The sequence below is a fragment of the Legionella genomosp. 1 genome (genome assembly GCF_900640215.1).
Classification (GTDB): domain Bacteria; phylum Pseudomonadota; class Gammaproteobacteria; order Legionellales; family Legionellaceae; genus Legionella_C; species Legionella_C quinlivanii_A.
In genome coordinates this window covers 35,188-58,390 of record NZ_CAAAJH010000011.1, presented here as the reverse complement: position 1 = coordinate 58,390, position 23,203 = coordinate 35,188, and the positions used below count along the sequence as shown (strand labels likewise).

The window sequence follows — 23,203 nt, the reverse complement described above, 5'->3', positions numbered from 1 at the left end:
TCAATATTTTGTAACTCTGTTTAAACCATTTTATTAGAAGAATCCTATATGCGCTTGATATTTAGCATCTTATTAAGTGTTGCCCTCCTCCCCCCTGCTTACACAACAGCTCTTTCACAAGAGCAGCCTGATCCTTTAAACCTGAAATGGCTGGATAAGTCGGTATCCCCCGCGGATAATTTCTTTGCCTACGCTAATGGCACCTGGCAAAAACAAAATCCCATTCCGCCAGAATATGCAGTCTGGGGCAGTTTTTATATTCTTCAGGAAACTGTTCAGGATAGAATTCATCAAATGCTGACCGCATTATCGGATAACAAAAACCTTCCCGAAGGCAGTATTGAGCAAAAGATTGGTGATTTTTATTTTAGTGGAATGGATGAGGCTACGATCAATCAACTGGGCATATCCCCCCTTAAGGATATGTTTGACTCAATCAATTCCATAAAAAATAGTAAGGATTTGCAGCAGGTTATTAGTAAGCTTCAATTGAATGGGGTAAGTGCCTTATTCAATTTCGGCAGCATGCAGGATTTTAAGAATAGTAATGAAATGATAGGGGCTGCGATGCAGGGAGGACTGGGATTACCTGATCGCGATTACTATATCAAAGCAGATAAAAAGTTTCAGGACATCCGCTCTGCCTATGTCCAGCATATCGCCAAAATGCTTGAACTGGCTGGCGATGACGCCAGGACTTCTCTGAAGGAAGCAAATGAGATTATGCAGCTTGAAACCGCCTTGGCTAATGCTTCAATGACTCAAATTGAGCAGCGAAATCCCCCTGCCATTTATCACATGATGACTGTAGATGAACTGGACAAAATAACCCCTCAGTTTTCATGGCCTGCTTATTTTAATCAGATCGGTCTTGAGAACATCGAGCATATCAATTTAGGGATGCCCAACTTTTTTAAGAAAATGAATGAGTTGCTCACCACTGTTTCATTAAACACCTGGAAAAGCTATTTACGATGGCATGTTCTTGATGCCTACGCACCTTATCTGTCAAAACCTTTTGTCGATCAAAACTTTCGCATGAGCTCACTTTTAACCGGTACAGAAAAACTCCTGCCTCGCTGGAAACGGGTAGTGAATACCGAAAGCCAGGCATTAGGTTTTGCTATCGGTAAAATGTATGTTGAAAAATATTTCCCGCCTGCGTCGAAAGCTCAGGTAATGGAGATCCTTAATAATATTAAGCAGGCTTTACGGGATGAGTTGAAAACACTGCAATGGATGTCGCCTGCAACGCGAGAAGCCGCGCTGAAGAAGCTTGAGTTGATGAAAGAGCGTGTGGGATATCCTGAGAAGTCGTGGGATTATTCAAGTCTCAAAATCGACAGAGGCCCTTATGTATTGAATGTCGTCAGAGCCAGCGAGTTTCTGGTCAAAAGGGATTTGAACAAGATTGGAAAACCCATTGATAAAACCGAATGGAGCATGACCCCGCAAACGGTCAATGCCTATTATGATCCTTCTATGAATAACATTAATCTGCCCGCAGGCATTTTACAGCCGCCCTTTTTCGACCCCAATGCGCCAACTGCAGTCAATTATGGAGCGATTGGTTTTGTCATCGGACATGAAATAACACACGGTTTTGACGATCAGGGTGCACAATTTGACGGCTATGGGAATCTGAAAAACTGGTGGAGTGCTGAAGATTTGAAAAAATTTAATGCAGCGACCCAATGCATAATGGAGCAGTTTTCACAATATAAAGTCGATGATCTGTCAGTCCAGGGTAAACTGGTAATGGGTGAAGCCACTGCGGATCTGGGAGGGTTGACTCTCGCCTATAAAGCCTTTAAACATTCAAAAGAGTACGCATCAGCTAAAACCATTGATGGGTTTACCCCCGATCAGCAGTTTTTCCTGGGCACCGCTCATGTCTGGGCTTCCAATATCCGTATGGCACAGATGCGCACCCTGATTATGACTGATCCGCATCCGCCAATGATTTACCGCGTCAACGGCACTTTAGCTAACATGCCTCAATTCCAAGCCGCTTTTGGCATTAACGGACAAAGCCCAATGGTGAATCAAAAGCGTTGTGTGATTTGGTAAGAGTGGAGGGCGGGCAAGTATTTGATCAATATCTGCCCCTAATCCGTTACGAAACCGCACTTGTACCTGAATGGTATTTGCATGATAGGGTTTTTATCTTGCATCCAAGTATCCCATCAATACTGAATAATCATGCTTTCAAAACGTTCTTTATCTTCGTATATAGTGCTTGTTTGATCTGGCTCAAGCGGGTATTTTTCTTATTAATCAATGCACATAAGGTTTCACAACTTTCCGTGTAAAGGGTTTAAAAGCAATTTTCATGTGTGGAAAGAGTACTTAATATTTGCTCTTTAATCTCTTCTAAAATTGACTCGGATCCTGCACAATTAATTTGTTTGATAATGAAAATATCATTTTTGATCTCTATCAATCTAAAAAAGGCCTTCTACAGCGATTTTCCATGATATTTGAAAAAACCACCCATCTCTATGGTGTACATTTTAATATCGACCAGCTCTACTGTAATCATTTGAAATACCGATCATCTGGAATTGAATTGTCTCCAAATCTTACAATTATTGCAAAATTTACAAATACGTCAGTTTGCCGTATAATTAAATTAATAAATAAGGAGTATCCGGTATGGCACATGTTTCCAAACATTCAAATGAAGTTGAACGCTTAGAGGCTAGGATAAGTTCGACAAAAAAATCAGTTTTAAAAGATGCTGCCTCACTTAAAGGTGTTAGTCTTACAGACTTTGTTGTGAATTCAGCGTATGAAGCAGCACAACGCGTAATTAAAGAATATGAACAGCTTCATCTGACGAAAGCGGATAGAGATATTTTTATACAGGCATTATTAAATCCACCCAAACCAAATGAGAATTTGGTTAAAGCAGCTAATCGTTATAAAAAAGTGTTCAATCTAAATGATTGAAGAGCAAGAATATATAATTGAGCAATTGCATAAACATAATCGGGTATATTTTTCTTGCGGAACAGATGAACTTGACCGTTATTTGCAGACTCAAGCAAGTCAGGACATTAAAAAAAACATGTCTGTAACTTATGTCTTATCGGAACAAGGAAGTAACGTTGTCTTAGGTTATTACTCAATTTCAACGATAGGAATATTTCCTGGAGATTTGCCAATCTCTTTGCTTAAAAAGCTGGGAAAATATCCGGTATTGCCTGGAGTATTAATAGGTAGATTGGCAGTAGATGAAAAATATAAGGGAAGAGGATTAGGGGGGCTTCTATTAATTGATGCTTTGAAACGAACTTTAGCAGTAGGAAAGCAAATAGGAATTGTTGCCATAGTGGTTCATGCCAAAGATGATAAAGCCATAAATTTTTATAAGCATTATGGATTCTTAGCATTACCTGAAAACGACTTTAAGTTGTTTTTACCCCTAAAAACTATTCAGGGATTACATTTGGATTAACTTAGATAGGTATTAATTGAATTAGTATTAATTGAATTAGTTTTGACTTAATCTGACAATTAAAACCTCTTATCGAGGTTCCCATGGGTTTAGTAACTCTAATCCTGAATCTTCGAAATCTTTTATATTTCTTGTTACAACCACCAATCCATGAACTAAAGCCGTCGCAGCAATTAATGCATCTCTTTCTGACCGGCAATCAGGTATAGGAAGCTTAGCGCATCGTTGTGCAACTGCAACATCTATGTTTAAAATTCGATCTACAAAGGCAGGTAGCACATGGGCATTAAGCCATGTGCGCAAAATCGCTCCCTGAGAGGGATCAGCACGTTCCTTCTGTAAAATCCCCATTTCTATCTCAAGTATGCTGATTACTGATAAAAATAAGGATGCCGTAGATGCGGCTTTATCCCACGATATAACATTAATATTAGCTTTGGAACCATTTCTTATTTCTGATACAACATTTGTATCCATTAAATACATTAATTGTCTACATTCCTTATAGATAAATTTATCAACATTGTGAGCAATGGTTCTGACAATCCACTAACTCAGACCTTTATATTATTCTTTTAAATTAGATGGGGCACGCACGAGAGGCACAAAAAAATTCAACCACGGTAAGACGGATCATCGCTGCGGATAAACATTTGCGTATAATATATCCAGCCCCCTTCAATTCTTGCTATACCAATACCGGTCAGATTGTAATTACCAAGAATATTGGCCCGATGCCCCGGGCTTTCTGTCCATCGTCTGGCAACTTCTCTCGCCGGAATTTTCATATAGGCAATATTCTCAGCGCCTCCCCGACACAGCTTGATTTTTTTGTACACCACATCAATCCGCTTATTAAATCCCTGATGTCCGAATGACATTTGCTTTCTTGCCATTTCCAAACTATGACGCTGGGCTTCAAGCGAAATGAGCGGCACTAACTTTAAAGGAGGTCGATGGTGTTGCGCTCGATAACTGTTAATGTATTCAAGAATAGTTTGCTGAATTGCAGCATCACTTTGAGCCGTTTTTGATGTCGAAGCGATTACTGAATAAGAGAGAAATAAACCGAGAACCCCCACTAGTATTTTTTTCATATTAACTCGCTACAGATGGATAAAAAATTGTCACGAGCGGAACTATCAACCAAAATGAAGAGTTTGTCTACAAAGATTTTAGCAATTGCTGAGTAAAACTGGCCCTTAAATAGAAGCCGCGGGGCAAGGTTCGGATTTTTTTGCCCTCAGCATCAAATCCATCGCATAAGGAACGTGCATTAGCAGCCTTAGGTCTAACCTGAAGATATTCACCCATGGAGGCATCAATTTCTTCAAGGCGCCCCATTCCAATCATTGTAGAATGCTCATGCCAATCGTCTGAGAGGATGCGCTCTTGCTCTTCATTAGGTGACCATAGGAACCCGCTGCCTATTCGTCTTTGCTCAAATGGAATCATAGTATCACCCTCAACCGGCACCCATAAAACCCTTTGAAGCTTCTGAAAACATTGGGATTCTTTCCATGTTTCACGGTGAATGCTGGTTAAGGATATACTGGTCACAAAAGTGGATTCAGCAGGCTTTCCCAGTGCATTCAGAGGAATAGTCTTTAATTCAATACCAAGACTCTCAAAATCAGGAACCGCTTTAGTGCCAGCCGTTGTCCCCAAAGCCAGTTCAATAGCTAAGCCGGTCCAGCCTTTTCTCTGGCTTTTTGTTTGCGGGGTTGTGCACCCTGTTAAACTGGCAAGCTGGCTAAAACTCAAACCAGCAATACTACTACAGCGAGTCAGTAACTCGCTCTCGCTGCTTAACGCGTTTTTGCATAACGAAAGGCTCATAATCGGTTTCTTTTTCTTTTAGTTCGACTGTAATCGGTGGTATGGGTGGTTTAATTCCTGCTTCCTTGAATTTCGCCATAATGGCAAAAAGGACTTTGGATCGTATTTCAACCCGCGTGTTGAACTCAACGTTTATAAAATAACGCACTTCAAATTCAATCAGAGCTTCATCAATTTGCTTCAGAAACACCTGACAAGGTGGATCTGGAACAATTTCCGGAATTGTCGCCAGTACTTCCATAATAAGCGCTTGAACCAGACATGGATCATCGGCGCGACTTACTTTCACAGGCACTACCGTTCGGATAATACTATCCTGATGGGTCCAATTGGTGAACGGCTTATTAAAGGTTTCAGCATTTGGTATTAATACTTCCATATTATCCCAGGAAGACACCCGCATCGAACGAATACCGATATGAGCCACCTTGCCTTCATAGCCGCCAAGAGTAATCAAGTCTCCTTCCCTGACTGGCCTCTCAATTAACAGCATCAAGCCGCCTACAATATTGCTGGCGAAATCCCTCAGGCCGAAACCCATTCCGACAGCCAGCCCCCCGATCACCATTGACATGCCGCTAAAATCCAGGCCCAACACTCTTAGTGAGATAAAACCGCCTACCAGAATAACCGCGTATTGAGTAAAAACGGAAAGACTGTTTCTAATCCCCGCGTCACGGGCATCTCGATAGAGCCAGCGGTAGCAAAATTCCCGGGTCCATTTTGAAATCCAGGCACAAATTGAAAACAAAAGAAGAAATTCAAGCACACTGATAGCAGTGATTCGTATACCGGACAGATTAACGATGGGATACTCGCCCCATTGATAAAACTTACTGATAATTAGTGAATCCGAATGCCAGTCAAACAGTTGAAATAACACATACAAAGAAGTCATTAACAACATAATTCTTAATATTCTGTCAATGGGCTTAAGAATCACCTCAATCCACAGCCAACCATTTCTTAAACTGGAGATCATCCATTCCGACAACAATTCCAGCGCATCAAACATCAGCCCTCGGAGAAGTACATACCCGGTGATGATCATCAGGATCTGCACCTGATAGATACTCATTGTCCAGGCCAGATTAATGTAACCAATAAGGCCCAGGGAAGCAGTGGTAAAGACGGTAAATGGTATTAATACCTCAAGCAATACAATGGCATGTCTCAGATATCTCTTCTTCGACTTTAATAAAGGATGGAGTAAATGCGAAATAAAATCCTTGCTCTTCCAGATAACGAGGGATACTGCTAACAAAAATAGCATAAACAGGCGGTTGAATATATCCTGAATCAAGATTGCCAGCGGCAGTTGATGACTAAATACCATCAGAGCAGTAGTCCATCCTCCAGCCATGAGCAGCCATTTGAAGCGATAATACAAGCGCACGTCTTTGCCCGAAGAATCACTGATCCGCTCCAGAAGTGATCGTCTGGCGATTAAAATAAGAGTCCGGAAAGTCAGCCAGACCAGTAACAGATTGAACAGCATCTGATAATTGGAAAACGGAACATAATTGCCATAAAGAAGCACAAACAGAATGGCAGACACCGTCAGATGCGGTAAGTTTTTCTCAAACAGGCTAAGAACTCCGTCATAGAGATGACCTGACAAACGAGAGCGCTCTTTATCATTGTTTCGTTTCAATACCCTGCCCAGTGCCAGAGCGCTGGATAGAATAACACATACCCCCATCCACAACAGCGCGGCAGGAAAAGTATCCTGCCATAGATAGTTATCCCTGGCCTTAAATGCAAGCGACTTGCAATAATTGTAAAATTGGGTAGGAATATGCGCCAGTTGTTTAAGAATCTCAGGCCAGCTGTCAATACGGTACTCAGATAAACTTTGCCTGACCGCCAATTGCTTTTTAAGTTCCTGCTGATGATTTTCGAGATCCTCCTGAAGCGTTTCCTCCTGAATAGAGATACCGGCAATTCTTGCATTAACTACTCGCAGTAATGAATTAAACTGCTGCTTTAAGTTGGAATCATTAAGATGAGGAAGTTCATTTTTTAACATGACAACCATTTTCTTAAGCGACTGCTCCATTTCAGATAACTGACTGATCATATTTTTATATATTTCAGTCACTGTTTGCAGGGTGCGAATATCAGGGCTTTTCAGCAGCAGGAAATCAGCTCTTGCCAATTTACCCTGCAGATTTAATTCCGCAATTTTGTGCTGAGTCAGGTTAATGACCTGGTTATTCAGAAGCAATCGCGCTTCAAGGCCATAGGTCGCTTTAAAATTACTGCTGCTTTTAATATCTTGCTGTAATTTTAAACTGTTTTGAAAAAGCTTTTGCAAAGAATCATTCAGCTTATCTTCCTGAGCATGGAGATTGGTAAGCTGGTCATTCATCTGTTCTTTTGATTTCCATAGCTCCAACTGGTCTTTCTGAACTTGCAAAATCTCCTGATAACGTCTGGCGAGTTTTAAATTTTCATTAATCAGATCAATCGTTTTTTTATTGATATCATTTAATGTATTGATTTTTTCAATCTTTTCCTGAGAACTGATTTGCGGAAGCTGGCTTGATGGGAATTGCTGTAATTGTTTCAAGCGTTGGCTAAAATCAGCCTGAAGCTTTTTCTGGTTTATCAGAAAACTTTCAAGACTGGTAATTTTGGCTTTATTTAATGCGATGGTTGCGTTATTTTCCTGCAACCTTTTTTGATATTCATCCTGGTTACCTGGCGGCGGCAGTGTTTTTACTTCGCCAATAGCAAGGGTTAAGCTATTTTTTTCCTGAGTTAAATACTCAATGAGCTGACTGCTGCCGTTGCTATTCGCAAAACTTAAGGCAGAACAAGCTAGCAAAATACCAGTAATGAACAAGATTAGAGTTTTTTTCACTTTCTTCTTATCAATAAAGTCAATTTTCTCACTGCAAATTGACAAGTTAATTCAAAATTGTACCACATTGTTCTTAATAGTACCAATTAAGTTTGATTTCGCGACCTGCTAAAGCTCGGATAACAGCTTTTAATCTCTCTTCCCTTAAATTCCTCCCCCCCTCAGGGGGAGAGAGTTAGAGAGAGGGGTTAAAATCAACCCTCACCCTAGCCCTCTCCCAAACTTGGGAGAGGGGATTTTCTCTTAGGTTTACGCCCACGCCGGCGCAGGAATAAGAAAAAATCCCTTAACTTAATCGCAACGGGAATTAGGAAGAGGGGCTAAAATCAGCTCTCACTTTTTCACTTCGCTTTCGCCGTTGGAGCAAGCCGAATTCCTAATTCATTCAATTGCATTTCATTCACCGGCGTTGGTGCGTTAGTCAGCAAACAGGATGCTGATTGCGTTTTAGGAAAGGCAATCACATCACGAATAGAAGTCGAATCAGTCAAAAGCATGGCCAGGCGGTCAATCCCCAGGGCAATTCCGCCATGCGGAGGACAGCCGTATTGAAGTGCATCGAGTAAAAAGCCAAACTTCTCCTGGGCCTCCTGCTCATCAATGCCCAATAATCTGAAAACAGCCTGTTGGAAATCATACTGATGAATACGAATGGATCCGCCGCCTATCTCGTAGCCATTGATCACAATATCATAAGCCTTGGCAAGCACTTGCTCAGGGTTATTCTTCATCATCTCAATATCCAGCTTTTGTGGTGAGGTGAAGGGATGATGCATCGATTGCAGGCGGTTTTCTTTCTCATCCATTTCAAACATGGGCCAGTCAGTAACCCATAACAATTGCCAGCCAGGCTGCACCAATTGTCTGTCATGACCCAGACGAACCCTCAAGGCGCCCATTGATTCATTAACGACTTTATTTGAGCCGGCACCGAAAAAGACCACATCGCCAGTTTGTGCCTGAACCCGGTCGAGAACGGCATTGACAATAGACTCATTTAAAAACTTGAGGATTGGCGACTGAAGCCCTTCATAGCCGAGACTACGATCGTTAACTTTAATGTAAGCAAGCCCTTTGGCACCATAAATGCCTACGAAATCCGCATAACCATCCAGCTCTTTTCGGGTCAGTTCACAGCCCCGCGGTAATTTCATAGCAACTACACGCGATTTTGGATTCTCTGCGGCCTCAGCAAAAACCTTGAACTCGCATCCCTTAACCAAATCTTCAATATCGATTAACTCTAAAGGAATGCGTAGGTCAGGTTTATCGCTGCCAAAACGGCGCATGGCTTCAGCAAAACTCATTCTGGGCAGTATCTCGGGTAACTCAACCTGTAACAAGTCTTTGAATACTTTTTTCAACATTCCTTCAATGAGAGACTGGATAGTGGACTCATCGATGAATGACATTTCAATATCAAGCTGGGTAAACTCAGGTTGACGATCAGCTCGCAGATCTTCGTCCCGGAAGCAGCGTACAATCTGGTAATAACGATCGAAGCCGGACATCATCAGCAGTTGCTTAAATAATTGCGGAGACTGGGGCAAGGCATAGAACTGGCCGGGGTGAACTCTTGACGGCACCAGATAATCCCGGGCACCTTCCGGCGTTGCCTTGGTCAGCATAGGCGTTTCAATATCAATAAAGTTCTGTTCGTTTAAATAATCACGAATCGCACGATTCATTTTATGTCGGATAATCAGATTGTCCTGCATATCCTGACGGCGTAAATCAATATAACGGTAACGATAGCGCAGATCTTCATTAACCACCTGAAACTCATCAGGCAGAAAAGGAGGGGTCTCGGACTGATTCAGAATTTGTAATTCAGTTCCCAGAATCTCAATTCGTCCAGTCAGCATTTTATCATTTACCATCCCGGATGGACGATGACGAAGCTTACCCTTGAGCTGCACGACGAATTCATGCCGTAATTTTTCCGCAACCTGAAACACATCAGAAAGTTCTGGCTCATAAACCACCTGAACAAGACCGGAGCGATCTCGCACATCAAGAAAGATAACTCCCCCATGATCGCGTCGATTATGAATCCAGCCACAAATTGCAACAGTTTCCCCAATCATTGTTTCATTTACTTCAGTGCAATAATGTGAACGCATAGGAGCCGCCTTTCTATAACTATTGTTTAACAAAGTCAGCAGTCGAAGACTGCATAACGCCAAGAGAAATGATGTATTTTAATGCTTCATCGACACTCATTTGAAGCTCAATCACTTCTTTTTTAGGAACCAGAACCAGAAAACCAGAGGTGGGATTTGGTGTGGTTGGAATAAATAAAGAAAGCATGTCCTGTCCGCAATGAGCGGTTAGCTCATCCGTTGTCGAGCCAGTCAGAAACGCAAGACTCCACAAGCCTTTCCTGGGATACTCAACTAACATGACTTTCCTGAACGCCTGGCTGTTGCTGGCAAAAATAGCCTGAATGACTTGTTTTGCGGCGGTATAAACCGAACGAACCAGAGGGATACGAGCCAGAACGGCTTCGCCCCAGCCCACCAGACGCTGTCCAAAAAAGTTCGTGGCAATGATCCCGGTAATAATCAGAACCACCAGAGATAAAATTACACCGAGGCCCGGAATCCTCATCCCAATCAGGGTTTCAGGTTGATAGGCCTGCGGCAGCAGAGCAATGGTGCTATCGAGCAGCTCGATTAGGAATCGTAGTATTACCAGGGTTACCAGAATGGGTAACCATACAACTAAGCCCGCAAGAATAAAGCTGCGCAGGGATTTGGATTTCAATCAGATTCACCCTTTACCTTAGTGCTTTCTGTTGTGGTTCCAGACGAGCCTTCAGAGGACGACTCTTTTTTCTGTGCCGGCTTATTTTTATTCTTGAAATCAGTAACATACCAGCCGCTGCCTTTCAGCTGAAATCCTGCTGCGGATATAAGCCTTACGGCGGTATCCTCAAAACATTGAGGACATTGCCTGATTGGGGTATCACTTATTTTTTGCATCAAATCAAAATGATGATGGCAACTTGTACATTCATACTCATAAATTGGCATCATACGCTCCATTAAATCGGTGTGCCTCGGGAAATGGAACTGACCACTCCCCTTTAATCATATATATTAACCCATAGCTGTAATCATGGGCTCCCGTATCTTTACAATTATAACGGACTAGAGCCTGAACAGACAATCAGATCATATCTTTATTTCCATCCAATAGAAGACCTTTCTGATAATCAGTCCGGCCCAGGTACGGCATTTGCAGACGCTCTTTTAAGGTAGTGATGTTTTTTTCAATTTCAAGCATCTCTGGATCCAGGATATTCGCAATCCAACCAGCGACAGGACAATGATTGGAACGCAGGACGGAATCCGTTAACAGCGCATGATTGAGACAACCTAATTTCAAGCCGACCACAAGAATAACCGGTATGTTCATTAATCGGATTAGATCAATCCAGGACTCCTGTTCATTCAGTGGAACGAATAGCCCGCCAGCCCCTTCAATTAAAAGGTAGTCAAAAAGAGTATATTCTTTTTTTTTACAGAAGTTTGCAATCTTTTCGGCGGTCAGAATAACATTTTCAGCGCCGGCCGCCAAATGAGGAGAAACTGGCGAAGCAAAATGCCAGCCATTAATCGGTATTTCAGACTTGAGGTTATGCTCCTTAAGCCTTACTAAATCGCTGTATACCTCACAGCCATTTTCAAGTACCCGGCCTGAAACCACCGGTTTCAAAGCAAGGGCCGATTTATCGCGGCCATGCAGATAATCTAATAGCTGGCAGATCACATAGGTTTTACCACAATCAGTATCCGTTCCGGTGATGAAATAAGACTTCATTGAATGAAATCCTCCAATATATAAATAAATTCTTCCTGCTGCGACAAAAATGGCATATGGGCTGATTTTTTAAAAAGATGATAATTAAACTGCGGATAATGTACCTGCATAGCCTCGAGGACAGCAAAGGGAGTAATGGAGTCAAGTCGCCCAAAGCAATACGCTATCGAAAAATTGGCCAATGCCAGCGGCTTTCGTAAATCCCATGATTCCAGGATCTGAAGCCCTGCTCTCAAAGCAGTCGTTGCCGGCAAAGTCTCTGGTAAAACGCTGCTCTTACGCCGAGCCTGTAGAACTACAAAATCCTCCAGTGTCTCTCTAGGCTGGGTTTCGAGGTTTGCAAGAAACTTTTCTAAAACCTGTGGATTTACGCCGGGCCAATCTTCTTTCTTTAGGAAACAAGGCGATGCGGCGATATTTACTAAATGGCTCACCCGTCCTGATTCAAGCGCCAGACGGGTCGCGTATAATCCTCCCAGAGACCACCCTGCTATAGCAAACTCCTGGGGTAAATGTTCAAGCAACATTTGCTGAAACTCATCCCATGACATGAGACTGGTATGGCCAAAGCCGGGTAAGTCCACCAGAAAAATCCTGTACTTATCCTGTAATAAAGCAGCCGTTGAAGACCAAACGCGATGATCAAAACCCCAGCCATGAAAAAAAACCAGAGGTCGATTTTTTGGATTACCGATTGTATTAATATTGATTTTCATAGAATTCATGTAAACAGGCGAATAAATAATCAATGTCTTCCTGACGATGACTGGCGTTTAACACAATGCGCAAGCCAGTTTCCTTGCGTGATACGGTAGGCTGTCGCATTGATAAGGCTATTATTTTACGCTCAAGCAAGCGCGCAGCAAAGGAAGCTGCCAATTCGGGACAGCCTAATTGCAATTGCTGAATTGGGGTTTCTGAATCTCGCCAGCATAGAGGCGACTTACTGATTTGGCTTCGGAAATAATCTACTAATAATCGAATATAAATACGCTTTTCATTGGATTTGCTGACTACTTCCAGTGAATGTAAAAGACCATATGCCATTGCCGGACTGATCGCCGTAGAATAAATTGTGGAGCGGCCTGAATGAAACAAAGCATCAATCCATTCATGGCGTCCAACAACAATCGCGCCCTGAGCGCCCATCGCTTTTCCAAAGGGAATAATGCGTAAGGCAATGTCTTTTTGACTTAAGCCATAAAATGCTGAGGCTCCCCGTCCTGCATCTTCCAAAACGCCAAATGAATGAGCCTCATCAATTATACATTCATAACTGTGCGCCAGAGCATCTTGAGCAACTTGTTTTAAATCAGGTTGTTGCCCGCTCATGCTGAAAATGCCTTCGGAAATAATGACTCCCCCGGTACTGATTCCGTTTAGCTTGTTGAGTAAGTCTCTTCTGCTATTGTGCAAAAATCGACTATAGCTAACATCAGAATACTTAATACCATCATAAAATGACGCATGAACTCCCTTATCAATGAGCAAATGAGTATCCAGTTTTGCAAGCATTGAAACCACTGCCAGATTGGCGGCATAACCTGAACTGAATAGCAATGCAGAATCCACTTGCATAAACTGGCAAAATTCATTCTCAAGCATTTTATGCGTTGGATGATAGCCGCAAACCGCCTGAGAAGCGCCGCTTCCAGAAGGGTATCGTTCAAACCCCCTCCGAAACGCCGCTCTCACTTGCTTATCGGTGGTTAAATTTAAATAATCATTTGAACTGAAATTGCAAAATCCGCTTTGCTCAAACAAATGCCGGCTGCGATATAATCCTTTCGTTTTGATCTCATCCAGATAAAGACTGATCTTTTGCTTCATGCAAGACTGGTTTCCAGGCCCAGCTTCTCAAACAATTGTTTATCTCTGGCCCTCTGTGGGTTTTCCTCAGTAAGTAATTTATCGCCAGCAAAAACCGAGTTAGCTCCGGCAAAATAGCATAAAGCCTGAAGCTCGTCGCTCATTGCAGTTCTTCCAGCCGTCAATCGAATCATACTTGCAGGCATCAGCAGTCTAGCTGTTGCAATAGTACGAACCAATTCAATACCTTCAGCAGGATTGGCTTTAGCAAGAGGAGTTCCTTCGACCGGGATTAAGCGATTGATGGGCACACTCTCGGGTGGAATTTCCATGTTTGCCAGAGTCATTAAAAATTCAATACGGTCTTCCCTGGTCTCTCCCAGACCAAGAATACCGCCGCAACATACATTAATCCCGGCCTCGCGCACATGCCTGAGCGTCTGTAAACGATCGTCGAAGGTGCGGGTTGTTGCCACTTTGTTATAATAGGAGGGTGACGTATCAATGTTATGATTGTAATAATCCAGTCCAGCGTCTTTCAGAAAGGACGCCTGCTCTTCAGTTAACATTCCCAGCGTCATACAGGTTTCCATTCCCAATGCCTTTACTTCCTCAATCATCGTTTTCAATTGGGGAAGCGCTTTCTCTGGAGGGCAACGCCAGGCAGCCCCCATACAAAATCGTTTGGCCCCGCCCTCCCTGGCTTCTCTGGCTGCCTGAAGCACCTGCTCCAGACTCATCAGTTTTTCTTTCTCAACATGTGTTTTATAGTGACCACTTTGGGAGCAATAACCACAATCTTCAGGGCAGGCGCCTGTTTTAATACTCAGTAAGGTAGCCACTTGTAATTGATTTGCCGGATGATGCTGGCGATGAGTCTGATGCGCCGTAAAAATCAAATCATTAAAAGGCTGGGAGTAGATAGCAGCCACCTCTTCCAGGCTCCAGCCGGCTTCCGGTCTCATCATTCAATACCTCGCTTTTATTATTTTTTCAGTACGTATTATCCGGCTTCAAATTTAAAACCGGCGAATTAACTCCGTCAGGCACCAAGTCCTGCGGTCACTGCCTTAAGTTAAGGAACTTTGTCCTTCCCGCGAAGGCGGGAATCCATTCCACAGTTGGCATTATAGCTGGCTCAGAGATGGATCCCCGCCTTCGCGGGGAAGACAGTTAACTTAATGGCAGTGAGCACCATTAAATTAAATTTTATTATCAATCGCAGCATGATAAAGTGTTTGCCCTTATTGTCAACCTGTGATTTTAAAATGGTTAACATAGACTGCATCGATAAAGATTTACGACACATTTGGCATCCATGCATGCAAATGAAAGACTTTGAACAGTCCAGGCCTGTAGTGGTGAATAAAGCCAGGGGAAGTTATCTTTATACTGATCAGGGCGTATTGATTGATGCGATTTCCAGCTGGTGGTGTAAATCCCTGGGGCATGGGCATCCTGCTATACAATCTGCCATTAAAGACCAACTAGAACAGTTTGAGCAGGTAATTGCTGCAAATACCACCCATACAGCTCTTGCAGAGCTGGGTGAACGTCTGGCTTTCCTAAGTGGAAAGCAGCATTCATTTTTTGCCAGTGACGGTAGTTCCGCTGTGGAAATCGCACTTAAGCTTGCCTTACATGCCTCTCAATTAAAAGGGAGCCCTGCAAAGCGTGACTTTATCGCTTTAAAAAATGCCTATCATGGCGAAACATTAGGTGCTTTAAGCGTTAGCGATCTTGGTATTTACAAACAGCCCTATGAAAGCATTGGTCCGCGCTGTCACTTTATTCAGTCGATTCCTTATGTTAACAGCTCCAACGATCCCCTGTGGACTGACTGCAGCGGTTATTGGGATAAAACTCTTGATTCTCTGGAATCATTAAAATCGACTGCCTGTGCGATAATCGTAGAGCCAATTATTCAGGGGGCTGGCGGCATGCTCTGCTATAGTGCTGATTTTTTGCTCAAACTGGCGCAATGGGCAAAAGCGAATGACATCTACCTGATTGTGGATGAAATTATGACTGGAATGTGCCGCACAGGCGAATGGTTCGCTTTTCAGCATTCCGGAATTCAACCCGATATGATTTGCCTTTCCAAAGGCTTAACCGGGGGAACCATTCCCCTAAGCTGCGTACTGATTGATCATGAGATTTATCAATTATTTTACCATGACTATGAAAAAGGCCGCTCCTTTCTCCATTCGCATACCCATAGTGCAAATGCAATCGGTGTTGCCGCGGCCTTGGCTGCCATCAAAACCATGCAGCTTGAAAATACAGAGCAACAAGCTACCCGGCTGGGGCATATGATGCATTCCCTTTTTAAAGAGATCGCCAAACAAACTGATAAATTACATAATGTTCGCTCAATTGGTGCGATGGTAGCAGCCGAACTGGTTCCCAATCCCAAACACAGTCGAACAGGTTTTTATTTTTATCAGCAGGCATTAAAACAAGGAGCATTATTGAGACCAATGGGTGATACCATTTATTGGCTTCCCCCTTTAAACAGCGACAACGAAACCATTGTTAAATTGGCGGAAATCACATTAAACTCTATCTATGCTACCTATCGCTGAACTGTAATTAACAGATTCCAATGAACGCTGCTCAACATCGCTATAATAACCTGTTTACCCGGTTCACTATTTTGTGGCTTGTATTTACGCTCATTATTTTAATTGGCACATTTTATTATCATTGGCAGCAACTGCATATCCAGCATCAAAACAAATTAATGGCCGAAGCCAATAAAATAAGCCAGGAATTTGATGATTTTATCTCTATTAATCTGGAAATATTTGGCTATATGGGAAGTCCGCGGGATCTTTGCCAGAAACTATTGCCAAAACTTCACCAGGAACTTTTCAACAACCCCTTAATATCAGCACTGCTAATCTCTAATAATAGAAATCAGTTATTGTGTTCAACCATTAAAGAACCCATTACCCTTCCTGAATTCAGTCAATATAACCCTTCATTCTCGGGTCCTTACAAGTTTGGAAAAGGGATGGCCGAATCATTTTTGGTACAGAAGCGGCTTAATGATTATACCATTGGTCTACTCCTGCTCGAAACTGTGGTAAACAATTTCATTGAGGAGCGAAATCACAATTTTTCAGGAATTAATATATTCGATAAGGAGACTGGGCGAGTATTATCCAGAATTGGCACGCAAAATCATTCATTAATTCATATACAAAGAAAGATAAAAAACGCTGGTAATATTCATCTTGATTTTTTTGCAAAACAGGCTCAAATAAGCAATTATTTTGTAATGAAAGAAGTTATTCTAAATCTTAGTCTGCTCCTTTTATCTCTTCTTTTTTATTTATACTTCTCTCATCTGATAAGCCATCGTCTCTCATTGAAGTACGCTATCAACAATGCAATTCGTTCACAGCATTTTCATCCGGTTTACCAGCCTATCTGGAACTCTAATGAAAATAAATTTTTAGGAGCAGAAGTACTGATTCGTTGGGAGACTGCGGAGCAGGAAATTATCATGCCAGACCTGTTCATTGAAGAAGCCGAGCGATCGGGCTTAATTATCCCGTTGACCTGGCAGCTAATTGAACATACTCTTCATGAGACAGGCGAACTATTAGTAACTTATCCTGATTTTCATCTGGCATTTAATCTTTCTGCCCGTCATTTCAGACATCCTTCTTTCTTTTCAGAATTCTATGAACTATGTCAGTCAAAAGCTATTCGTCCGGAACAAGTTATTCTTGAATTAACGGAAAGAGACTTTTTAGATAAAGATAATCCACAAATTATCAGACAGATGCAGGAGTTAAAGGAACTGGGATTCTCTATTGCTATTGATGATTTTGGCACGGGACATGCGAGTATCAATTATCTGCAACATTTTCCTTTTAATTATCTTAAAATTGACAAATTATTTATTCAGGCAATTGGTACAGGCGCCGTAACTGAAAGTTTAAACCAAGCGATTATTGACCTGGCCAATACCTTAAAACTATCCATAATTGCCGAAGGTGTTGAAACAAAAAAACAATACGATTATCTATTAGATAAAGGAGTATACTGGATGCAGGGCTGGTACTTCGCCAAAGCCATGAATCGGGATGAACTTCTTGATTTGATCCGTTATAAGGCTAGATGATGATAAAAATATACAATGCTTCAATTCTTGTGCTTCTTTTTATATTGAGTCCTTTTGCTTTCAGCCAGCCAGGAAATACAGAAGAAAACTGGAAATGCCGTGTTTATGATCAAACAAAAAAAGAATGGCTGGCCGTTAGCAATTATGAATTGACCGCATTAAACAAGGCATTTGATTCCTGTAAAAAGGAAAGTCAGTTCCCGCTGACCTGTAAAGCGACACGCGCTAACTGCGATGGTTTTGCCGATGGGCATTCGCTAAGCCCTTTGTGGCAGTGCACAGCACTCGATGATGAAGCGCAAGCCTGGTTAAGTATTTATTATCGACATCGTGATGACGCGGTATTTTCTGCAAAAGAGTATTGTCGAAATCATAGTAAAGTTCCGGAAACCTGCTATGTTAATTTGTTAACTTGCAGAAATATTAATCAGCAATATTGATTGAGGGCCTCTATGTTTACCATTGGCTTGACCGGGAATATTGCCAGCGGCAAATCAACCGTTATAAATTTGTTTAAATCACTGGGCGCTAATATTATTATTGCCGATGATATCGCTCGTGAATTAACCCAAAGCGGCTCTCCCGTTTTAGAAACTATTAAGGCCCATTTCGGCCCTTCGGTAATCACGGCCGGCAATGAATTGAATCGGGCCGCATTACGAAGGATAATATTTGACGATGCAAAAGAGAGGCTTTGGCTGGAAGCCTTACTCCATCCTCTGATTCAAAAAACAATCGCAGAGCGCATAGCCTGGCATAATTCAACCACTTACAGCGTTATCGAGATCCCTTTATTAAAAGATCGAAATAACTATCCCTATCTGGATCGAATATTAGCACTTATAGCCAATGAAGAAGTGCAAATTGCCCGGGTCATTGCCCGGGATCACTGTGATGTCGCCCAGGCAAAAAAAATTATTGCGTCTCAACCCAGTATCGAAGAGCGAAAAGCAATTGCAGATGATTTACTGATAAACGATGGGAATCTGGATGAATTAATAAATAATATCAAAAATTTGCATGAGAAGTATTTACAATTGGCCATGCTAAAGCGATCATAAATCTTTAATCCGATTTTAGCCCCATTGAGCCGGCTAAGGATAGCATTCTAAATGCAGCAAGAAACAATTACATTTCAACTGGCGACTCATTCCTTGCCCAAAATTGCCTTGCGTCTTGAATGCCTGCATCAGATTATAAAAGAGGCTTGTGCCGAATATCATCCCGTTATTCATCACTATGCCTTGCAAAAGCTTATCGAAACCGTTCAACTGATTCAAAAACCTGAATTAAAAAGCCGATTTCTTAAAGAGTTAATGCGCATAGAACATAGCGTTAACAGAAGCAATGCGCTCTCTCCCGAGCTATATGCCCGCCTATTTACACAAATTCAGATTTTATCGAATACCATCGGACGTTTTGGAGATGATATTCATCAGGATCCTTTTCTAAATGCAATCCGTACCGCCCAATCCAGCCAGCATCTTGACTGTGAGGCGCATCCTCCTCAATTAATATTATGGATGGAATCTTACCCAGAGTTCAGACAGAGTCAGTTGAGCCAATGGCTTGGATCCCTGCGTCTTTTACATGATACCGTCAGTATCTACCTGAGTTTATTGAGAAACAGCGCCGACTATTTTCAGATTAGCCTGAATAATGGATTTTATCAGCAACAATTACCGCCCCGCTCTTCCTGTCATCTCATTTTGCTGCGTATGGAAAAAGCCTCCGGAATGGTTCCCAAAATGCAGCTCGGACATCATGGTTTGAGTTTAAGCTTATGTGAAATGAGTACTATGCGCGAGATTAGAGATAGCAATGCGAAGCTCGATATTGCGATTTGCCAGCTTTAATTTCACCAGTCGACAAGCAGGAATTTTTTACACCCTTCTTTCAGGGCTTTTATTTGGGCTATTAGGTTATTTTGGGATGAGCCTTATCAATGCCCAGCTTTCCGTTTATAACACTCAATTCTGGCGGTTTTTATTATCGGCAATCTGTCTCTCGGTCATGCTATTACCTTCTTTAAATACAACATATATTGCAAAAATTGAATTATTCAAGCTTTTTTTGTGCGGCAGTTTTTTTTACAGTAGCTGCGCGATTTTTTATTTTCAGGCCAGCAAGCATATTGGTTCAGGTTTAGCGATGATTATTTTCTATACTTATCCAGTGATGGTAATGATCACGAATAAAATGGTTTTTCGCATTCCAATCAGCAAAATATATTATCCCGTAGTGCTAATGATTGTCTGCGGACTTATTTTATTGACTAATGGCAGTATTAATAGAAACCTGGATTTATCAGGCATTTTGTTTAGCCTGATAGCGGCATTTTTGTATGCTCTTTACATTCTTTGCGGCAAAAAAAGCCCAGTTTCTCCTTTACCTGCCAGTCTGATGCTGTGTTTAGGCTGTTTACCGACTTGTTTTTTAGCCGCCTGGCTTGATCAATCTTTTTCAATTCCCAAGGGTTTTGACAACTGGATTAATTTGCTTGGACTAAGTATTCTTTGTACCGCCCTTCCTATAATGTGTTTGTTGAAAGGATTACAGTATCTTAATACTGTTCAAGCCTCTATTCTCTCAGTGCTTGAACCCATTTTTGTTTTGCTGTTTGGAGTGCTTCTTTTGGGAGAGCAAATTAATTTAATTCAGATGGCAGGGGTAATAGTGCTGCTAAGCGGTGCCTTCTTATCCCTGCTTTTTTGATGGTAAGAAATCCCGTCTTCTGCGGAGCGTACTGATGACGCTAAAAAAACCATTTGAATTGATATAAAACAGTTGCTAGAATTTCGCTCAAAACAAGGAGTAAGTTATGACAATCATTAAAAAAAATAATTCCAATCCTAACCAATTTTTTACTCGTATTCCTGAAAATATTCTTGACGATAAAATTCCTACTATGAGAAGTGTGCTTATTTTTAATCGCCCTGAAGAAATAAAGGAAGATGAGGAAAAAATCAGTTCCTCAAAGGGATATGGCAGACCAGGGCTATAGATGATGAATGCCTATCATCTTCCCTTTGAGCAGATTAGCGCTGTTCCTCAAAGGAATATGTCCAGCATTCTGCATGAAGCCTATAAACATCGGTTTATTCACAGTCTGATCAAACTGATAAATTATGCCCAACAGGTTCTGGATAAAGATTATTCTGCGCTAATCGCTCGCCTCGACCAACTAGAGCCTGAGAGCAAAAACTATATTTCTCCCTGGCTTTATGCCCAATATTTCTGGCTTTTGGAAGCAATGCGAAGCGATTCTGTATTGGAAGTGAATCGAATTATTCGCGATATTATTTTTAACACACAGTGGATTATCACTAAAACTCAGGTTTCTTTAGGATTACAGGAAGATTGGGAAAAAAAGATCTTTGCTGAGGAAGTCAACATCGCCTTTGGTTCAGATCCATTAAATGCTTATACCCCCCCACAAAGCGAATTATTTGAATTCCAAAACCAGGTCTCAAATGCACTGCAACTCATTAAATCAGCAGATAATTGCTTTATGGAAGAAATTGAAACGTTTGTATCTGCTATTTATCTGGTAAAAAGCGATGTGCAAATTGTTGGCGCGACTTCCCCAAAGTTTTTTGGAGCGATTTATTTGTCTCTACCTGATGGAAATTCCTCTGAATTTTCTAATCTTTTGTTAATTGAGCATCTTGTTCATGAAACATCTCATTTATTCCTTAATAGCGTTCTTGCCCATGATCCACTGATTTTAAACGAGGAGGATGAACACTATGTTTCTCCAATTCGCAGTGATTTAAGGCCGATGCTGGGTATTTATCATACAAGCTTTGTATTAAGCAGGGTTATCAGAGTTTTCAAAAAGCTAAAAAGACTAGATTTGTTTAACAATCAGTCTCTTGAAGTGTGTATTAGCAATTTATCCGATAAATATCAACAGGCATTCTCTACCGCGAATGCGGAGGGAATTCATACCGAACTAGGAAAGCAGATTTTACTATCAACACAGGAATGCGCACTAGCTTAATTAATACAGTCCCCACTGGTGTGGGGACAGCAAAGGGTAGAGGTTTAAATATAATACTGATCCACTGTGTTAGGCCATGTCGCCATATCAGGCCAGTTATCTTTATCAAAACCGTATTCACGTTTCAATTTGGATTTATCCACATTTAAAATGAAGCATTCTTCATCTTTATTGTAGCTGATGCTCTTCCAGGGGAATGCATAATATTCTTCACCAAGGCCCATAAATCCACCAAAGCCAATGACCACATATCTTGCTTGACCACTAAATTTATCGAGCACAATTTCTTTTACCTCACCGAGATCCTCAAGGGCTGGTGATTTAACATCGACACCAATGACATCGTCGGTTCTTACAACCATTTCAGAATGATTATCCATAATAAATACTCCCTTATTATCTTAATTTTAAATAGCCAAACAGAGTAAAACACTGTAATGAAAACAGAGTGAGGGAACAATCCCTCGATTGGAGTAACCTGGAGTAAATTGATACTTAACTGCTTTTTTAATTTAGCTGATAGTGGGAAAAATGCAAGGAGTTTTAAGCAAACTCCCAACTTAAACCCAGTTTGAATTGCTCAAGTTTGGGCTTAAATGCCGTTCGATAAGTCACAAACTGCAGACCTGTCGAAGATTTAACCTGCGAACTATTGCTAAAATTATTCAAGGAATTGTAATCCCATTCCAGGCGCAGATGCAGCTGATTTATAATTTGTATTTGCGTTCCAATACCTAATTGTAATCCTTCCTTATCCTGGTCTGAAGCAAAGCTCCCGGCAAAGAAACCGAGAGAGCCTGTCTGAATAATATGACCACTAAGTTGAATATTGTCTTTAATCCACCCTAATCGTCCATATAGAAGAACAGCGTCTGTAATGTAATATCCTGGTTTAAGGGCAAGCCCATATTGCCAGCGTTGTTTATATTTACCACTTAATTCACGGGTATAAAGACTATTCGACTGCAAAAAACCGATATCACCATCGTTTGAGCTCTTGTCGTAAAATGCCTCCAGGCCAAGATCTAAGCGCTCTATAAAGCGGTAATGATAACCAGCAAACACTTCCCCCGCAAAACCCTCTCCGCTCCAATCAATGCGGAACTGGTCGAGAAATGGACCTGACGGAGCGGTTTCAACCCGTTTGAAATCATATTGCGCACTATCTTTTATTCCGCTAGCACCAATATAAAATCCATTTGCTGAGGCAAAGCTGATTGTGTTTGCACATAATATCAGCGAAAGACAACTTAAACGCCTTAACAT

The 23,203-nt window shown here is 41.6% G+C and carries 24 protein-coding genes; 11 read left to right on the top strand and 13 right to left on the bottom strand.

Annotated features, from left to right (window positions below; translation table 11 throughout):
* The first annotated feature begins 48 nt into the window (after positions 1-48).
* The 3 genes from E1O89_RS10925 to E1O89_RS10915 all read left to right on the top strand — a co-directional run bounded on the left by E1O89_RS10925 (position 49) and on the right by E1O89_RS10915 (position 3,460).
* On the top strand, positions 49-2,070 hold the full coding sequence (locus E1O89_RS10925; protein WP_133140185.1) for a M13 family metallopeptidase: 2,022 nt from the start codon (positions 49-51) through the stop codon (positions 2,068-2,070).
* Between the two features lie 585 nt (positions 2,071-2,655).
* Positions 2,656-2,952, top strand: a complete 297-nt coding sequence (locus E1O89_RS10920; protein ID WP_133140184.1) for a DUF1778 domain-containing protein — start codon at positions 2,656-2,658, stop codon at positions 2,950-2,952.
* The gene (locus tag E1O89_RS10915) at positions 2,945-3,460 is read left to right on the top strand and encodes a GNAT family N-acetyltransferase (protein WP_133140183.1); all 516 of its coding nucleotides are present in this window, start codon (positions 2,945-2,947) and stop codon (positions 3,458-3,460) included. The genes E1O89_RS10920 and E1O89_RS10915 overlap by 8 nt, the downstream gene beginning before the upstream one ends.
* A 69-nt stretch (positions 3,461-3,529) precedes the next feature.
* Here the strand turns inward: E1O89_RS10915 and E1O89_RS10910 are convergent, their stop codons facing one another.
* From E1O89_RS10910 to bioB, 11 genes are all read right to left on the bottom strand, one after another.
* On the bottom strand, positions 3,530-3,946 hold the full coding sequence (locus E1O89_RS10910) for a type II toxin-antitoxin system VapC family toxin (protein WP_133140182.1): 417 nt from the start codon (positions 3,944-3,946) through the stop codon (positions 3,530-3,532).
* A gap of 128 nt (positions 3,947-4,074) precedes the next feature.
* On the bottom strand, positions 4,075-4,557 hold the full coding sequence (locus E1O89_RS10905; RefSeq protein ID WP_262337497.1) for a CAP domain-containing protein: 483 nt from the start codon (positions 4,555-4,557) through the stop codon (positions 4,075-4,077).
* Between the two features lie 67 nt (positions 4,558-4,624).
* Positions 4,625-5,299, bottom strand: a complete 675-nt coding sequence (gene mutH, locus E1O89_RS10900; protein ID WP_133140181.1) for a DNA mismatch repair endonuclease MutH — start codon at positions 5,297-5,299, stop codon at positions 4,625-4,627.
* Positions 5,238-8,165: a mechanosensitive ion channel domain-containing protein gene (locus E1O89_RS10895; RefSeq protein ID WP_262337496.1), complete on the bottom strand. Its 2,928-nt coding sequence runs from the start codon at positions 8,163-8,165 to the stop codon at positions 5,238-5,240. Before E1O89_RS10895 ends, mutH begins: the two co-directional genes overlap by 62 nt.
* A 341-nt stretch (positions 8,166-8,506) precedes the next feature.
* The gene (gene aspS / locus E1O89_RS10890) at positions 8,507-10,288 is read right to left on the bottom strand and encodes an aspartate--tRNA ligase (protein ID WP_133140180.1); all 1,782 of its coding nucleotides are present in this window, start codon (positions 10,286-10,288) and stop codon (positions 8,507-8,509) included.
* A 19-nt stretch (positions 10,289-10,307) separates the two neighbouring features.
* The gene (locus tag E1O89_RS10885) at positions 10,308-10,931 is read right to left on the bottom strand and encodes a DUF502 domain-containing protein (RefSeq protein ID WP_112219618.1); all 624 of its coding nucleotides are present in this window, start codon (positions 10,929-10,931) and stop codon (positions 10,308-10,310) included.
* Positions 10,928-11,200, bottom strand: a complete 273-nt coding sequence (locus E1O89_RS10880; protein WP_112219619.1) for an FmdB family zinc ribbon protein — start codon at positions 11,198-11,200, stop codon at positions 10,928-10,930. Before E1O89_RS10880 ends, E1O89_RS10885 begins: the two co-directional genes overlap by 4 nt.
* Before the next feature lie 136 nt (positions 11,201-11,336).
* Entirely contained in the window at positions 11,337-11,990 is a 654-nt protein-coding gene (gene bioD / locus E1O89_RS10875) for a dethiobiotin synthase (protein ID WP_133140179.1), read from the bottom strand.
* Positions 11,987-12,706 carry an alpha/beta fold hydrolase gene (locus E1O89_RS10870; protein WP_133140178.1) on the bottom strand — a complete coding sequence of 240 codons (720 nt, stop codon included), beginning with the start codon at positions 12,704-12,706 and terminating at the stop codon, positions 11,987-11,989. The genes bioD and E1O89_RS10870 overlap by 4 nt, the downstream gene beginning before the upstream one ends.
* Entirely contained in the window at positions 12,690-13,820 is a 1,131-nt protein-coding gene (locus E1O89_RS10865; RefSeq protein WP_133140177.1) for an aminotransferase class I/II-fold pyridoxal phosphate-dependent enzyme, read from the bottom strand. Before E1O89_RS10865 ends, E1O89_RS10870 begins: the two co-directional genes overlap by 17 nt.
* Entirely contained in the window at positions 13,817-14,767 is a 951-nt protein-coding gene (gene bioB / locus E1O89_RS10860; protein WP_133140176.1) for a biotin synthase BioB, read from the bottom strand. The genes E1O89_RS10865 and bioB overlap by 4 nt, the downstream gene beginning before the upstream one ends.
* A gap of 300 nt (positions 14,768-15,067) precedes the next feature.
* Between bioB and bioA the strand changes: the two genes are divergently transcribed.
* From bioA to E1O89_RS10820, 8 genes are all read left to right on the top strand, one after another.
* Positions 15,068-16,384: an adenosylmethionine--8-amino-7-oxononanoate transaminase gene (gene bioA, locus E1O89_RS10855; RefSeq protein WP_133140175.1), complete on the top strand. Its 1,317-nt coding sequence runs from the start codon at positions 15,068-15,070 to the stop codon at positions 16,382-16,384.
* 20 nt (positions 16,385-16,404) lie between these two features.
* Positions 16,405-17,934, top strand: coding sequence for an EAL domain-containing protein (locus tag E1O89_RS10850; RefSeq protein WP_133140174.1), 1,530 nt, complete (start codon positions 16,405-16,407; stop codon positions 17,932-17,934).
* Positions 17,931-18,374 (top strand): hypothetical protein, encoded by a 444-nt coding sequence (locus E1O89_RS10845; protein ID WP_262337495.1) that lies wholly within the window; start codon positions 17,931-17,933, stop codon positions 18,372-18,374. Before E1O89_RS10850 ends, E1O89_RS10845 begins: the two co-directional genes overlap by 4 nt.
* Before the next feature lie 12 nt (positions 18,375-18,386).
* Complete coding sequence (coaE, locus tag E1O89_RS10840; RefSeq protein WP_133140173.1) at positions 18,387-18,995, top strand: dephospho-CoA kinase; 609 nt, start codon at positions 18,387-18,389, stop codon at positions 18,993-18,995.
* Positions 18,996-19,046: 51 nt separating this feature from the next.
* Positions 19,047-19,790: a cell division protein ZapD gene (gene zapD / locus E1O89_RS10835; RefSeq protein ID WP_058506520.1), complete on the top strand. Its 744-nt coding sequence runs from the start codon at positions 19,047-19,049 to the stop codon at positions 19,788-19,790.
* Positions 19,756-20,649 (top strand): DMT family transporter, encoded by an 894-nt coding sequence (locus tag E1O89_RS10830; RefSeq protein WP_133140172.1) that lies wholly within the window; start codon positions 19,756-19,758, stop codon positions 20,647-20,649. Before zapD ends, E1O89_RS10830 begins: the two co-directional genes overlap by 35 nt.
* 106 nt (positions 20,650-20,755) lie before the next feature.
* Complete coding sequence (locus tag E1O89_RS10825) at positions 20,756-20,938, top strand: hypothetical protein (protein ID WP_133140171.1); 183 nt, start codon at positions 20,756-20,758, stop codon at positions 20,936-20,938.
* A complete protein-coding gene (locus E1O89_RS10820) occupies positions 20,939-21,937 on the top strand; it encodes an aKG-HExxH-type peptide beta-hydroxylase (RefSeq protein ID WP_133140170.1) in 999 nt (332 codons plus the stop codon).
* A 44-nt stretch (positions 21,938-21,981) separates the two neighbouring features.
* Here E1O89_RS10820 and E1O89_RS10815 read toward each other — a convergent pair whose 3' ends face one another.
* Together E1O89_RS10815 and E1O89_RS10810 are read right to left on the bottom strand one after the other, a co-directional pair.
* Positions 21,982-22,317, bottom strand: coding sequence for a PRC-barrel domain-containing protein (locus E1O89_RS10815; protein WP_133140169.1), 336 nt, complete (start codon positions 22,315-22,317; stop codon positions 21,982-21,984).
* A gap of 163 nt (positions 22,318-22,480) precedes the next feature.
* Positions 22,481-23,203: an outer membrane protein gene (locus tag E1O89_RS10810; RefSeq protein ID WP_133140168.1), complete on the bottom strand. Its 723-nt coding sequence runs from the start codon at positions 23,201-23,203 to the stop codon at positions 22,481-22,483.